Raw genomic sequence first — 15,069 nt, forward strand, 5'->3', positions numbered from 1 at the left:
CCATTCAATTGGGAAAATTCGCGTCATCGGCGTGATTGGATGTCGCCTAATATTCCTTCAATAAACCACGTAGTCCATAGGACTAGCAGAAAAACGGGGCACCAGGAAGTCCGTAATATATTTAGGGTTACGAATTATGAACAGGCTCGATCATCGGGAACATGGGGCTTCCTCTGGGGAGAGGATTGCGATTGTTGGCATTGGATGCCGGTATCCCGGTGCAAATGGGCCCAAAGAGTTGTGGGAAAACGTTCTCGCCAAGCGCCAGCAGTTCCGCTCGATTCCCGAATGCCGACTTCCACGCGAAGGCTATTATTCGGCCGACCAGGAGGTACCGGATCGCACCTATGCGTGGCAACTCGCCGTGCTTGATGGGTATGCATTCGACTGGCAGGCGCGCCGCGTTCCGAAAAGCGCCTTCGAGGTGACCGACATTGCGCATTGGCTGGCGCTCGACACCGCCATCGAGATGCTCGACGACGCGGGATACACAAACGCAGAAGGCCTGCCGAAACAAACCACGCGAGTGATCGTCGGCAATTCCCTGACGGGCGAATTCACGCGCGCCAACTACTTGCGTCTGCGTTGGCCCTATGTCCTGTCGTGCGTACGCGCAGCCACAGCCGCTGCCGGATGGAAGGCCGACGCCGTTGCGTCCTTCGAGCGCTATCTCGAATCGATCTACAAGGCGCCATTTCCGCAGACCAATGAAGACTCCCTGGCGGGTGGACTCTCGAACACCATTCCGGGACGCATCGCCAACTATCTCAACCTCAACGGCGGCTGCTACACGACCGACGGTGCGTGCAGTTCGTCGTTACTGGCGATTCACGCCGGGGCCTCGAGTCTGGTCGCCGGTCAGTGCGATTTCGTGATCGCCGGGGGCGTGGACATCAGTCTCGATCCCTTCGAGCTCATCGGATTCGCAAAGGTGGGCGCTTTGACGCCCACGCAAATGCGTGTCTACGACGTGCGCGGCAACGGGTTCATTCCGGGCGAAGGGTGCGGTTTTGTCGGCCTGAAACGCATGGACGACGCGATCCGGGACCAGGACAAGATCTACGCGGTACTCGATGGCTGGGGCATGTCGTCCGACGGGCACGGCGGCATTACCGCTCCCAACGCACAGGGGCAGCACCTTTCCCATGCAATGGCTTACCGGCAAGCCCGTGTTTCTCCGCAGGCACTGGATTTCGTGGAAGGTCACGGCACCGCCACGCCCGCGGGCGACCGCGCCGAATTGCGCGCGCTCGGTATGACGCTGGCGGAATCCGAAGGGGATCATCGCTGCGGGGTCACGTCGTTCAAGTCGATCATCGGCCATGCCAAGGCAGCTTCGGGCATCGGGGCGTTGATCAAGACCGTGGTCGCCGTCAATCAGCGCGTTCTGCCTCCCACGGCGGGATGCGAGCAGCCGCATGAGGCATTTACGGGCGAGGCCCGGGCGTTGTATCCGTTGATACGCGGCGGTACGCGCGATGCGAACGATACGCTGAGAGCCGGCGTCTCAGCCATGGGGTTTGGCGGCGTCAACGTGCATGTCACGCTGACGTCTCCCGACGCACCTCCCGACGCCTCGCTGCATGGCAATCGCGATCCTCGCAGCGCAATGGCGAGTTGGCAGGACAGCGAGATATTCCCGCTCGCGGCGTCGTCTCTGACCGAACTCCGGGAGACCGTCGCGCGCCTCAAGCAGGACACCGACGGCATCAGTCTGGCCGAACTCGCCGATTTGGCCGCGCATCGTGCCGACGGCGTCGACGCGGCAGCACCATGGCGAGCGGCCGTCGTCGCAGACTCGCCCGATCAGTTATCGCAGCGGCTGGATTTGCTCGACGCCGCACTGGCGCGCGCGTCGGCCGGCGACAAGGTGCTGAACCGCGAGCACGGTTTTGCATTCGGCAACCCTGCCGAGCCACCTCGCATCGGCATGCTGTTTCCCGGTCAGGGGGCGCAACGGTTGGGCATGGCGCGCACGTTGGTCGAGCGCTACCCGTGGGCGCGTGACATTGCGGAGCAAGCGCAGCAATGGGCTGCGAAACACGGCGCTGCCGGATTGCTGGGCACCATGTTGCCCGATCTTGACCGGCGTCCCAATCGCCAGGATCGCGACGAGTTGGCGCAGACCTTGCAAGCCACCGAGTGGGCGCAGCCGTCCATCGTTCTGGCGTCTCTCCTTTGGTTGCAGATGCTGACGCGACTGGGCATCCGGGCGGAGTGCGTTGCAGGCCACAGCCTGGGGGAGTTGGTTGCGTTTCACGCCGCGGGTGCGTATGGCATGCAGGCTGCCATGGAACTTGCCACCGTGCGGGGGCAAAAAATGGCGGCGAAAACCGACCGTCCGGGAAAGATGCTCAGCCTCGCATGCAGTCACGCGCAGGCGCAGGACCTCATCCGGGCAAACGCATCGGCCGGTTATGTCGTGATCGCCAACATCAACAGCGACCGTCAGGTGGTCGTGTCGGGCGAACCCGATGCGATCGACGCCATCAAACGCGCCGCGACGTCGGTGGGGATCGCGGGCACGAGATTGCCCGTCAGCAACGCGTTTCACTCCAGACTGGTGGCATCGGCCGCCGACGACTTGCGTGCGCATCCGCCGATGGCGAATGAGTGCGGTGTCCTCTCATGTGTCTTGATATCGAGTACCACGGGTCTTGAGGTTCCCCAGGGCGTGGGGTTACGGGACCATTTCGCGAATCAGATCGTGCGTCCCGTCGATTTCGTGACGACATTCGATTCCATGGCCAGACACGCTGACGTCGTGCTGGAAGTCGGCCCGGGAAGCGTGCTCACGAATCTGGCGGGGAACGTTTCCGCCACGCGTACGTTGCACCGCTTTCCGGTGGAGAGCAAAGCGGAAACGTGGACGGATATCAACTGGGCGCTGGCCAGCCTGCACGCGCTGGGAACCCCTGTCGCGTGGCGCGCCTTGCACGCCGAGCGCGTGATTCGGCCGTTTGTTCCCGCACGCAACCGGACGTTCATTACCAACCCGTGCGAGCGCCCGAAGCCGGTCGTCTCACCCGCAGAGACCGCGAGGGGACTGTCCGAATCGCCGGTCGCCGCCGACGTCTCCCTCGGTGCGGTCGATCAGTTATTCGAGCACCTCAAGCGACGCAGCGACTACTTCGTGGATGTCATCAAAGCCGACATGCGGAATTCGGCGAGACCGGAGACGGCAGCATCGGGTGACGATGTCGTTGCTTCGACATCGATGGCACCACCAACGTCGATGCCGGCATCGGCACCGAGTCACGGATTGGCGCAACCGCGAACAGCGTCGCTTGACGTGGTTGCAGGGACGATGGCGGGGGGCGTCGAACGTGTTGGCGGCAATGCCGTCGTCGCGGAGCCAACGTCGCGCCCGCAGATCGCGACGACAACAGCAACCGCGACGGTAGCGACCGTAGCGCCAGCGACGACGACAGCAATGCCCGCAATGGCAGCGATGACAACCACCGCAACAACAACGACCGCAACCACCGCAACAGCCGCAGCGGCAGCAGCGACGGCGTGGCCAGTGCTCAGACACCTGTGCGCGAAAATCACGGGATTTTCGGAAGAGGCCATCGAGCGCACCTCACGTCCGCTCGACGATCTGAACCTGGATTCGATCAAGAGCGCGGATCTCATTGCGCGTGCGAGCGAAGCCGTTGGCATTGCCCCAGGTGTGCTGGATGCGACGGCGTTGTCTGCGCTGCCACTCGGGGAGATCGCGCACGCCATGGACCGGGCGATGGGCGCGACAAACGTTCCCGAGGGCGCATTGAGTGTTCCCGCGGAGGTATCGAATTCGCCGGAGGGCATGATGAATGTTGCGGGCGGCGAATCGACCGTAACCGCAGACACGTCGAACGTCCTCGACATGCTGTTTGACGAGGTTTCGCGCGTGACGGGCTTTGACAAAGCGCACCTGTCTCCCACGTCGCGCATGCTTGACGATCTCAATCTCGATTCCATCAAGGTGGCCGCCATTCTTGGTGAAATCATGCAACGCACAGGAAATGAGGGCGCGATCGAGCCCTCCACGCTTTCGAATGCGACATTGGGTGAAATTGCCACCCAGATAGGCGCGTTGAAAGGGCGCAGCGCGAGTGTCTCCGCACAAGTCGAAAAGCCACAGGAGCGCAGTGCGATTGCCGCCACGCCAGTGGAAAAGCCACAGGAGCGCAGTACGAGCGCTTCCGTGCCATTGGCGCTGCCGCAGGGCCGCACTGCGGACGTGACCGAGCAGCCACCCACACCGGCTGCCAATGCACAGCATGCAGAGACACCCGATTGGGTGCGCGCATTCGAGCTTGTTCCCGTGCCCATGCCATCGACCTTGAATACGGGGGGGATTGCCGGTGAGCGTTTCCGTGTCTGGCCGGTCGAGCGTGCCGATACGACACACCGGGAGATTGTGGCCGCATTGACGTCGATGGGGGCCGACGCCATCGTCGATCAGGACGATCGGCAGGCACCCTTCGCGCAAGACGATGGCGCGCACCATTACATCGTCGTACTGCCGCGACGCGCGCGCGTCACGCCCTCGGCGGATCGCGAATACATCGCGTCGCTCGTGCGGCCTCTGCACCGTTCGGCGGCCACACTCGCGCGCCTCCGATGCCAGAGCGTGACGTTCGTGCAGTTCGGTCTTGGCGAGTTGTTCGGCGTGACCTCGGGTGAGGCATCGATGTCGCCGGAGACGTCGTGTGCGCAAGCATTTGCTGCGAGTCTGCGCATGGAACGCCTGGACCTGAACGTCCATATTCTGGACTTCGCCTGCGCCACGCCGGACGACATCGTCGTGCGCCGCGTGCTGGAAAGTACCTCGGATCTCGCGAAGTACCGCCTGTCCTTTCATGATGTTGCCGGCAAACGGTACTCGCTGGCGCCGCGCGTGGTCGACGTCGATCTGTTGCCGGCGCGTCCGATGCCCTGGTCGCACGACGACGTGGTTCTGGCGACGGGCGGCGCGAAGGGAATCACGGCCGAACTGGCGCTGGCATTCGCACGGCAAACGAACGCCAAGATCGCCCTCGTCGGAAGAAGTGACCCGGACTCCGCCGAGGTCCATGCCACGCTGGCCCGTTACGAAAAGGAGAGGCTGCGCGCCGAGTATTTTGCCTGCGACCTATGTCGTCCCGAAACCGTGCCGGACCTGATTCGGAGCATCACGCGGCGGCTGGGCGCCATCACCGGTGTGATTCACGGCGCGGGGGCCAATGTGCCGCGGCGGGCCGAGCAGGTCAGCGTCGAGCAGGCGATCGACGAAGCCAGTCCGAAGCTCAAGGCGGCACTCGCGCTCAGTCGGGCACTGGGCGATCAACCGCTCAAACTTGTGGTGGGGTTGGGGTCGATCATCGGTATGACCGGCATGCCTGGCAACGCCTGGTACGCATTCGCCAATCAGGCGATGGACGTGGTGCTGGCAGACCTCGGTGCCCGTCGTCCCGAGGTTTCGACACTGACGGTGAACTACAGCGTCTGGTCCGACATCGGCATGGGGGCGCGCCTGACCAGTGAGGCGTTCCTCTCGAAAATGGGGGTGAAGACGATTACGCCGCAAGCGGGCGTCGCGAACTTCCTTGGCCTCGTGCTGGGCTTGCCGCCGGCGAAGCGCATCATTGTCACGAGCGACCTGGCCGGCGTCGAGACCTGGCAGTCGATGCTGCCACCGCCCGATACGACAAGCCGCTTCGTCGACGATGTCGTTCGCTATCAGCCGGGCGTGGAGATGGTCAGCCGGACCACCTTGTCCACGGAGCGCGATCCGTACCTGGAGGATCACAGGTATTACGGGGTCTATCTGTTTCCCACCGTATTCGGTCTCGAGGCGATGGCGGCGTGTGCACAAGGGGCGCTGGGCGTGGGGTTGCCGCGACGGTTTCGCTTCGAAAATGTCCGGCTGGAACGTCCGCTGATCGTGAGTCGCAGCGCGGGTGCGAACATCGAAATACGGGCGCTGGTGCGTCCGAGAGAAACGAATGCCGAGCGCATTCAGGTCGACGTGTCCATGCTCGCCGAGCAAACGGGCTATCGCGCCAGCCATTTCTCATGCACGGTCGTCTTCGAAGCGTGGCACGAGACGCGCACCCAACTAACGTGGCCGACCGAGCCGCTCGCCAATCTGTCGCCGGGCGATCTCTATGGCCGGAAATTGTTTCATGGGCCGCTGTTCCAGCGAATCAAAACGCTGTATGCGATGGCGTGGTCGGGCTCGATTACCCGGATCGAGGCGGTGGACCAGACGCACGAACCGTCCGGGCTTATCGCCGGCGATCCTTATTTCAGAGACGGCCTGTTGCAAACGACGATGCTCGCGACACAGGGCGATTTCCTGCTTGCCGCAGTCGAGCGTATCGAATGTCATGCGTCGCATGCCGGCGTGAGCGGGACTTTCTTCGTCAAGAACGAGGTCGTGTCGGGCACGGAAGACACCGTGGTGTCCGACATCACGGTACTGGCCGCCGACGGGACGATTATCGAGCGGATGATCGGCTGCCGGCTTCAACGCGTATCGGGGGACGATCAATGGCCAGCGCCGGAAGACTGGGTCGACCCGAGCCGTCGCGACGAAGCGTTGCTCAGCCGTGCCGTGCGAAGCGCGTGCGATGCGCTCGGCTGCCTGCCGCCATGCCTCTCCTTGCGCTACGCCCCCGATCTCGCGATCAAGGAGCGTGCACAGCGACGCGCGGGAGAACTGCCGCAGTTCGTCGCCGTGGTCGAGTCGGCGTTGGCCATGCAGAGCATGCCGGTCACGTCGGCAGACATCGACATCGCCTGGAACGACAACGGCAAGCCACACTTGCGCGGCGAACTCGGCGAGCGCTTCGGTGTGTCGCTGGCGCACGACGCCTCGCACTGTCTGTGCGTATGCGGCACCGGGGCACAGGGCAGCGATATCGAAACGATTGCCGAGCGCGACGAGTTGGGATGGCGTCGCATTCTGGGCAACGATCTGTCGAGTCTGTTGCCTCGGATGATGCGTGATGGCGACACGCTCGACGCGGCCGGCTCGCGTTTGTGGTGCGCACTCGAAGCCGGCATGAAGTCGCTTGGCGAGCGCAGTGTCACGTTGACGCCGATGCAGCGCTCGGGCGATGCGGCGATGTTCCTCGCGCGCGCCGAGGGCGCCCGGCAGGAACTCGTTGTCCTGACCTTGCCGTGCGAGCTGACGCGGCATCCGGAAAAAATGTTTGCGTTCGTCGTGCGTCAGACACGCGACGCGACCGTCTCCGACACAGCGGGTGCGGGCGGCATGCCGACTGGTTCGACGGCTTCTTTCTCGCCGTCACAGTCTCTGTCCCCGTCGCCATCCCCATCTCTATCCGTAATGCCTTCCCGGACGCCAACCATGCCCGTACCCTCGACCCCATTGCCCGACACACCGGGTTCGCAGCCGGCATCGGAGCCGTATGTCACAACGCTCCGGTTTCGCGCGGCATTCAAAGACTCATGTCCGCCCGTGCTGACCTTGAGTGCTTCCACGCTCTCCGACTGGATGGGACGCCTTCGAGAAGAGCATGCGGCTGCCTTCGGACGGCAGATGCTCGACGACTTCGATACGGGGACGTACGGCGCGGCGACCAACAGTTCCAGCATCGAGTCGATTGCCCGGGCGGACACCACCGATCTCGTCGAGGGGCGATTCTGGTTCACCCGTCAATATGGTCCCGACGACTCGGTGCTTGACCAGTCGCTCGAATGGCACCGGATCGATGCGCAAGGAAACCGCCAACTGATTGCGCGGGCAAAGATGCAGACGAGCTGGACGCGAATCGTCGGGCATGGCGAAATCACACGCTCGCCCATTCCCGCCTATTACGCCGACTGGTTAAGGCCGCGCCTTGAAGCGTTCAATCAGCGCCCGCAAGCGTATCGGAGCGCCGATGCCGAGGCCGCCCCCCCCGTGCTGAGTTCGCCTCATTTGTATCGTGCGCCGAGGACTCCCGTGCTCCAATCGATTCTTTTCAGAAAGACATTCGAGACGTCGCTTAACAGCGCCAATCTGGTCGGGAATGTCTACTATGCGAACTATTATCGTTGGCAGGACATTACCGCCGAGCACTACATCCATAGCATCTCGAACGGATTGCCGCACCCTTCGGCGGCGCGGGAGGGATTCCATTGCTGCTCGGCGTTCGTGAATCACCTGAATGAAGCGATGCCCTTCGACAAGATCGAAGTGGTGATGGCCATCAAGGCGCTACATACCGAAGGGTTCGAGCTGCTTTTCGAGCACAATCTGATCGAGGGCGGCGGTCGGCCGACCAAACTTGCCGTCGGCTCGGCATGCTATGTGTGGACGCATCGCACTCCCGCGGGCATCGTGATCCAACCGAAGCCATTACCGGAGGTGTTGCATCGCGAACTGCTGAGCGCCTGCCGGTCGTTCGTCAGTGCATAGCCTGCCATGCAGGGTTGACGCTCACGCTCACGTTCGCGCTTTCGCTCACGCGTGCGCAATGCGATGCATCACGAACGTTTGCCGGGCCTCGAACCCCAGTCGTTCGTAAAGCGCGATGGCGGCGGCGTTGTCGTCCTTCACGTGAAGAAACGGCGTCTGCCCGCGTGCTTTGATCTGCTGGCGCAGAAGGGTCATCAACCGTGCGGCGAGCCCTTTCCCGCGGTGACGCTCATCCACGCACACCGCGCTGATTTCTGCGTAGCCATCCAGACGCATGCGCTCGCCGGCCATCGCGACGAGTTCGCCGTCGACGCGTAGCCCGAGATAGTTGCCCGTCTCGATCGTGCGTTTGCCGAACGGGCCCGGATGCGTGCGCTGCGTCAGTGCAACCATGTCAGCCACGTCCCCGGCAGCGAGACGCACGATGCCTTCATCGTCAATCCTGTTCGCGCTATTTGCTGCATCCACTGCACTCACTGCACCCGCCTCGCTCGCCTCCACCATCTGAACCACCGAAAACACAATGTCGTGGTGAATTCCATCCATCGGCGGTAGCGGCGCCAGGGTTTGCATCACAACAAACCCGCCTTCCGGAATCAGCGTCGCGAGTTCGTGAAACGCGTCCTGCGTCTTATTTCGGACGCCGGCAAACGGAGCGACGTCAACGGGGTAGCGCCGCGCCAATGTGCCGCCGAGTGCCAGTGTTTCCTGTTGCGTTGTCAGTGCGTGCCACGCTGGATTATCGAGAGGGTGGCGATTCAGAGCGTTCATGATATTTCCCGTCATTTCATCAGTATGGTTCGTCTCACCTCGCGTGCGCGAGAATCGCCGTCACGAAGGGGACGGTCGCCCCGAAGCCCACAAGAAAGGCGAGTGTGCGCACCACCGGAATCCCGGCGACATAGACGACGTAATGCACCATGCGCGCGATCAGGTACAGCTTCGCCGCGAACACCGTGGCGGGGGTGGAGATGCCCGCGAAGGCCGCCACAAGCACCAGCGGCGCAAAGACCGCCAGATTCTCGACGGCATTGGCATGCGCGCGTTTGGCCCGTTGCATCCACGCAGGCGCTGCGATGCCCGACGTCGCCGAAGCGCTTTCCGGCACCGGATTCGCCATCGCCCGCATTGGCCCGCGCAGCACAATCGCAGCCACGATGTAAGGGATCCACATCGCGGCAGTCATCGCCGCCACGAGCGTGAGGTCATACAGTTCGGAGGTGAGCTTCATGATGTCCGGTCGCCGGGAGTCGTTGAATATGCGGCGATTCTAGACGCACGACGCGGGCAGGAATATAGTCGTAAATGACAATATTAAGATCATTTACGACATGAAAATTTGCGTTCTCGCGCTCGACGGTGTCTTCGACACCGGCGTCACCGCCATGCTCGACACGTTCTGTATGGCCAACGACCTTGCGAAGATGCGCGGCGCTGACACCGAGCCGTTTCAGGTCACGGTCGTCGGCATGAAATCGCGCGTGCGGACGGCGTTGGGTTTGACGATGCAGGTCGCGCCGGTGCGCGACGTCAAGCACCCGGACTGGGTGATCGTGCCCGCGCTCAACGCCAAAATGCCGGACGTTCTCGTTGCCGCACTGGCGCGTCGCGATGTTGAGGCGGCCAAGTCGCATTTGCGGGCGTGGCGTGCGCAGGGCATCGGCATCGCGGCCGCGTGTATCGGCACGTTCGTGCTGGCGGACAGCGGTTTGCTCGATGGCGAGGCAGCGACGACCACGTGGTCGCTCGCCCCGCTATTCCGCGAGCGCTACCCCGCCGTGAAGCTGGACGACTCGCGCATGATCGTGACGTCCAACGGGCTGGTGACGGCCGGTGCGGCAATGGGCCATCTCGATCTTGCGCTCTGGTTCGTGCGCCAGACGAGTCCCGATCTCGCGTCTCGCGTGGCCAATTTCCTGCTGATCGACCATCGCGCGTCGCAGGCGGAGTACATCATTCCCGACTTCCTCGCGCATGCCGATCCGCTCGTTGAGCGCTTCGAACGATGGTCGCGCGAACACTTGTCGCAAGGGTTCTCGTTGGAAGACGCGGCGAACGCGCTGCACGTGCATGTGCGAACACTGCAACGTCGCACCGAGCAGGTACTGGGCAAGTCGCCGCTGGCGTTCTTTCAGGACCTGCGCATCCAGCGCGCGCGTCAACTCCTGTCGAATGGGTGCGATCTCGATACGATTGCGGCGCAAGTGGGTTATGCCGATGCCTCCACGCTACGCAGCCTGCTGCGCCGCAAACTCGGCCGTACCGTCAAGGAACTGCGCGTCGAGGGACACTGAGTCCGCCAGGCCGCCGGGCGCCGTCGGCAACGTCATGGCTCACCGGTTTCGCACATTCGATGCGCCGTCTGCCGACGGTATTTCGATCTTCCGTGCTAGCATTCACCGCATCATGCGGACACCGCTCCGCCAACGGACGTTTGCCCCCGCCGAAGCACCGCCTTCACGGGCATCGCGAACGTCGCATCAGGAGCGTCCATGGATACACACAACCGTATTCCTCATCCCGTTGATTGCGTCTCTTCAGTACGATTTGGCCGGCTCGCGCCAACCCTCTGCGTTGCCGATATCGAGCGATCGCTTGCGTTCTACGTGGGCATCCTCGGCTTCGATAAAGTCTTCGAGAACGGCTCGCCGGCCGGCTTCGTCATCCTGAAGAAAGACGACGCCGAACTGCATCTGACCCGCGCGCCGCAATATCGCGGCACGACACAAAACGTCGCGCATCTGATGGTGGCCGACGCGGCGGCGCTCTACGCGCATCTCGACGCCAACAAGGTCCGTATCGTCAAAGGCATTCGCGATGCCGATTTCGGACTCCGATGCTTTGTCTTCGCCGACCCCGATGGTAATCGCATCGATGTCGGCGAACGCGTGATGTGAGTGCGGGTTTGGCGCGCTGACGCTCAGAACCCGAGTTGCTTGAGGAACTCGTTGACTGGCACTGACCACATCTTGCCGCCGTAGGTGAGCAGCATGTGGCCGTCGTGACCGGGGAGGTCTTCCGTGTGGACGAACCGCGCGGGACTCCCCGACGCGGCGAACGCGTCGAACCATTGCTTCGGCACGTCGGGGCCCCAGTACTGGTCGTTATGCGCGTAGAGCCAGAGACCGGGGATCTTTGTGGTCTTGCCGAACTCGGCGTAGACCGTCTTCATCTGCTCGGGGTCGCAACTATGCTGCGGCGAGAGCTCGGGCGAGCCGCCTGCGCCGCCAGAGAAGTTGATGTAACCAACGACGCCCGGCGGATTGGTCGCCGCGGTGGACACGGTGGTGAAGCCGCCGACCGAACGTCCTTCGAGCACGACGCGATTCTTGTCCGCCCAGGGCTGCGCCTGTACCCACTTCAATGCGGCGAGATTCGCCTGAGCCGTCACCTTGGCGAGATTCGTGAAGTCGGGGCGACGCACGCATTGCCCGTTCTTGAACGACGAGCCCGAGTTCTCGCGATCGGGGCCGCCCGTCGCGCCGTACCCGACGCGAACCGGCGCCACGATGGCAAATCCTTTGGCCAGCCAGAAACGCACGTGGCCCTTGAGGATCGGAGACGCGAGCCTGGCGCGCGTCACGGCATCGGAGGCACGTCCGTGTTCGAAGATCAGCACGGGGAACGGGCCGCTGCCCGCCGGCTTGTAGACCTCCGTGTGCATGGCGATGTCGCCGCCGAAGGTGTCGGCACCCGGCACGACGATGGAGACGATCTCCGGCTTTGTGTCTGTAGGGTCTGCCTGGTCGGCTGGGGCGGACGCCACTGGCGGTTCGTCGGTAGCCGCAAATGCGACAGGCATCGTGGCGAAGAGCGTTGCCAGCACCGGGGCGAAAAACCACCCGGAGCGCAAAGGTGAGCGTGCAGCGAAGCGTTTCATAAATGTGACGGTCGTCCCCGTATTGAGCCGACGCTCATCCTACTTCGCGGCACGTCTTTACGACACTCATTCGAACGACGGATAGCGCGCCGCGATTCCATCTGCGAGGTCTTCGCCGACGTCGGCGACCTCGGGCGCACCGGCCGCAAAGTAACGTCCCGGCGTGGTGTTGAACGTGCGCCTGAACAGGGCGATAAAGGCACTCGCATTGTCGTAACCGAGATCGAGCGCGACCGTTCCGACGGCTTGTCCGGACGCGAGCAGTTCCAGTCCGCGCAACAGCCGCGCCCGTTGGCGCCACGCGGTAAACGTCAACCCCGTCTCCTCGACGAAGCGCCGGCTCACGGTGCGCGGCGCGGTGTTCGCCCACGCGGCCCAGGCGTCGAGGGTACGGGCGTTGGCGGGCTCATCGACGATCGCGGCGGCAATGCGTCGCAAGCGGGCGTCGCCCGGCATCGGCAGACGAAAGGCGTCGGCGGGACTCCCGGCGATCTCGTCGAGAATCACGTTCATGACGTTCGTCTGCACCCGATTTGGCTCGCCCAGATCCCACTGCGCCGCCCTCACCACCGCCTCGCGCAGCAGCCCGGAGACTTCGATGGCGCGTGGCTGCTCGGGCAGCCCGGCACATTTGTCCGGACGCACGTACACCGCCCAGCCGTTGAACGGCCCATGAGAAAACGCGGCATGGGGGCAATGCGGGGGAACCCAGACGGCGCGCGTCGTCGGCACGACCCATGCCCCGAGGTTGGTGCGAATGGAGAGCAAACCATTGAACAGCCCGAGCAGTTGCCCTGCCGCGTGATGATGCGTTTGCGACACGCGCGGTCCGCTTTCGCGGCCGACCAACGCGATCAGTGGCGGATCCTGCGCGTCCATGTGCTGCGCGCGCGCCATCTTCGGTCTCAGGTGCTCGGGAAAATTCATGGCGTCATTTCGCTATTGAATGGCATCGATAGTCTATCAGCGCCAGAAGACGCCACGATATGCTCGGCGCCTGTTCTCAAGGAGCGTTCCCATGTCGCTGCCCATTTATCCCGCGGGTTCGCCCGATGCCTCGGGCACCCCCGACGCCATCAGCGCCCACGTCAACCTCGACCAGCTCTACGACCCGCCGTCGGAGACGATCGTCAAAGGCGTGATGCCGCATCTGTTGTCGTTTCACGTCGCGTATCTCGATGTCGCCACGTTCTTCTGTCTGGCGACGGGCGGCGCTCAGGGCCTTGACGCCTCTCCGCGTGGCGGCGAGCCGGGGTTCGTGAAGGTACTCGACGAGAAAACCGTCGGGTTCGCTGACTGGCCGGGCAACAACCGTATCGCGTCGCTGCGCAACCTGAACGAGGACGACCGCATCGGGATGCTGTTCCTGTTTCCGGGGCTGGAGGTCTTCATGCGCATTAACGGTCACGCGCGGATTGCCGTCGATCCCGTGCTGCTCGCGCAGTTCAAGGAGGGGGAGCGCACGCCGAAAACCGTCATCGTCGTGAGCATCGACGAAGTGCTTTTTCACTGCGGCAAGGCGATCAATCGCGCGAAGCTGTGGCGCACGGAATCACACCTCGATCGCAAGGCGGTGCCGTCGATCGGCGACATGAAGGCGGCGCTGACCGGCATGGACAAAGCCCGTGTCAGCGAGATCGACGCAGGGTATTACCGCGCGGTACGCGGTGACTTGTACTGACGAGGCGTGGGGGAGGCGGGAGTGAATGCAGCGCTCGCGCGACCAACGACGCGGACGACGAGCGCTTCAGGGGCGGCAGGAGGGGCAGGAAAGGCAGGCGTAGCAACCCAGCAATCGCGGCAATCCGCGCCCGCTCAGTTTTGCGTGCCGGCCGATTCCTGCGCGCGGCGCAGACGCTCGCGGCTGTTGGTGAGGTGCGTGCGCATGGCGGCACGCGCCGCTTCCGGGTCGCGTCGCGAGATGGCGTTGTAGATGTCTTCGTGCTCGCGGTTCACGCGGTTCAGATACGTCACCTGATCGTCATCGGCCAGTGCGGCGGAATTCACGCGCGTACGCGGGATGATCGTATTGCCGAGTTGTTCGAGGATGTCGTGGAAATAGCGGTTGCCGGTCGCGCTCGCCACTTGCAGATGGAAGGCGACGTCTGCGGTCACGGCGTTGCCGGTGCGCTGGCGCACGTGCATCTCGAAGTCGTCCAGCGCCTGACGCATCGCCTTGAGCTGCGTGTCGGTGCGGCGATTCGCCGCGAGGCCCGCCGCTTCCGTCTCCAGCGAGATACGCAGCTCCAGAATCGCCATCACGTCGAGCATCGTGAGAATGCTGTTGGTGTCGACCTGCAACGCATTCTCGCGCGGCGCTTCGAGCACGAAGGTGCCGATGCCGTGACGCGTTTCCACGAGCTGTGCAGCTTGCAGGCGCGAGATCGCCTCGCGAACCACCGTGCGGCTCACCCCCAGGCTTTCCATGATGGCCGACTCGGTCGGTAGCTTGTCGCCCGGGCGGAACGTGCCGGCGCGAATCTGCTCGGACAAGGCGCTCACCACCTCCTCCGTGAGGCTGCGAGACTTGCGGCGAGGACGTGCGGGCAACGGGCTGGTCATGGACATGGCGTCGGTTGGAATTGTGGGTGAGGAAAAACGCCCCCAGTTTACCTTATCGACCGTCGCATACATACGACAACCGATAAGAATCGACCGCCAGTGCCTCAACCCAGTCAATATCGGGCACCGGCAGCCGAAAAGACAGCTTTGTGCGACTTCTCGCGACCACTCATGACAGTCTGGGCCGACACGCGCACGGCGTCGGCCCGGACCGCTTTGCGCCCAACGCGCG

General features: G+C 63.4%; 9 protein-coding genes. 4 read left to right on the forward strand and 5 right to left on the reverse strand.

Translation table 11 applies throughout. The features are described from left to right. Window positions 1-136 precede the first annotated feature (136 nt). Window positions 137-8,395, forward strand: a complete 8,259-nt coding sequence (locus ACIPHM_RS10835; protein WP_400327680.1) for an SDR family NAD(P)-dependent oxidoreductase — start codon at window positions 137-139, stop codon at window positions 8,393-8,395. 45 nt (window positions 8,396-8,440) lie between these two features. On the opposite strand, the gene ACIPHM_RS10840 is transcribed toward ACIPHM_RS10835, so the two are convergent. Further along, window positions 8,441-9,166: a GNAT family N-acetyltransferase gene (locus ACIPHM_RS10840; RefSeq protein WP_400327682.1), complete on the reverse strand. Its 726-nt coding sequence runs from the start codon at window positions 9,164-9,166 to the stop codon at window positions 8,441-8,443. Between the two features lie 34 nt (window positions 9,167-9,200). Beyond that, window positions 9,201-9,626 (reverse strand): MAPEG family protein, encoded by a 426-nt coding sequence (locus ACIPHM_RS10845; RefSeq protein WP_400327684.1) that lies wholly within the window; start codon window positions 9,624-9,626, stop codon window positions 9,201-9,203. 100 nt (window positions 9,627-9,726) lie between these two features. Here ACIPHM_RS10845 and ACIPHM_RS10850 point away from each other — a divergent pair, with 100 nt between their 5' ends. Together ACIPHM_RS10850 and ACIPHM_RS10855 are read left to right on the forward strand one after the other, a co-directional pair. After that, the gene (locus ACIPHM_RS10850; protein ID WP_400327686.1) at window positions 9,727-10,689 is read left to right on the forward strand and encodes a GlxA family transcriptional regulator; all 963 of its coding nucleotides are present in this window, start codon (window positions 9,727-9,729) and stop codon (window positions 10,687-10,689) included. A gap of 198 nt (window positions 10,690-10,887) precedes the next feature. Next, a complete protein-coding gene (locus ACIPHM_RS10855) occupies window positions 10,888-11,292 on the forward strand; it encodes a VOC family protein (protein ID WP_400327688.1) in 405 nt (134 codons plus the stop codon). A gap of 23 nt (window positions 11,293-11,315) precedes the next feature. Here ACIPHM_RS10855 and ACIPHM_RS10860 read toward each other — a convergent pair whose 3' ends face one another. Beyond that, window positions 11,316-12,275, reverse strand: a complete 960-nt coding sequence (locus ACIPHM_RS10860; protein ID WP_400327690.1) for an alpha/beta hydrolase family protein — start codon at window positions 12,273-12,275, stop codon at window positions 11,316-11,318. A gap of 66 nt (window positions 12,276-12,341) precedes the next feature. Next, the gene (locus tag ACIPHM_RS10865) at window positions 12,342-13,202 is read right to left on the reverse strand and encodes an AraC family transcriptional regulator (protein ID WP_400327692.1); all 861 of its coding nucleotides are present in this window, start codon (window positions 13,200-13,202) and stop codon (window positions 12,342-12,344) included. 91 nt (window positions 13,203-13,293) lie between these two features. On the opposite strand from ACIPHM_RS10865, the gene ACIPHM_RS10870 reads away from it, so the two are divergent. Then, on the forward strand, window positions 13,294-13,956 hold the full coding sequence (locus ACIPHM_RS10870; RefSeq protein WP_400327694.1) for an MSMEG_1061 family FMN-dependent PPOX-type flavoprotein: 663 nt from the start codon (window positions 13,294-13,296) through the stop codon (window positions 13,954-13,956). A 134-nt stretch (window positions 13,957-14,090) separates the two neighbouring features. Here the strand turns inward: ACIPHM_RS10870 and ACIPHM_RS10875 are convergent, their stop codons facing one another. After that, on the reverse strand, window positions 14,091-14,837 hold the full coding sequence (locus ACIPHM_RS10875; protein WP_400327695.1) for a FadR/GntR family transcriptional regulator: 747 nt from the start codon (window positions 14,835-14,837) through the stop codon (window positions 14,091-14,093). Window positions 14,838-15,069 lie beyond the last annotated feature (232 nt).

This window comes from Pandoraea sp. NPDC087047, from assembly GCF_044745225.1.
Taxonomy (GTDB): domain Bacteria; phylum Pseudomonadota; class Gammaproteobacteria; order Burkholderiales; family Burkholderiaceae; genus Pandoraea.

Bases quoted from the DNA above. Each gene is read 5' to 3' on its own strand.
- ACIPHM_RS10835 (WP_400327680.1), top strand. From the start codon at position 137: ATGAACAGGCTCGATCATCGGGAACATGGGGCTTCCTCTGGGGAGAGG.
- ACIPHM_RS10870 (WP_400327694.1), top strand. From the start codon at position 13,294: ATGTCGCTGCCCATTTATCCCGCGGGTTCGCCCGATGCCTCGGGCACC.
- ACIPHM_RS10865 (WP_400327692.1), bottom strand. From the start codon at position 13,202: ATGAATTTTCCCGAGCACCTGAGACCGAAGATGGCGCGCGCGCAGCAC.
- ACIPHM_RS10875 (WP_400327695.1), bottom strand. From the start codon at position 14,837: ATGACCAGCCCGTTGCCCGCACGTCCTCGCCGCAAGTCTCGCAGCCTC.
- ACIPHM_RS10840 (WP_400327682.1), bottom strand. From the start codon at position 9,166: ATGAACGCTCTGAATCGCCACCCTCTCGATAATCCAGCGTGGCACGCA.
- ACIPHM_RS10845 (WP_400327684.1), bottom strand. From the start codon at position 9,626: ATGAAGCTCACCTCCGAACTGTATGACCTCACGCTCGTGGCGGCGATG.
- ACIPHM_RS10855 (WP_400327688.1), top strand. From the start codon at position 10,888: ATGGATACACACAACCGTATTCCTCATCCCGTTGATTGCGTCTCTTCA.
- ACIPHM_RS10860 (WP_400327690.1), bottom strand. From the start codon at position 12,275: ATGAAACGCTTCGCTGCACGCTCACCTTTGCGCTCCGGGTGGTTTTTC.
- ACIPHM_RS10850 (WP_400327686.1), top strand. From the start codon at position 9,727: ATGAAAATTTGCGTTCTCGCGCTCGACGGTGTCTTCGACACCGGCGTC.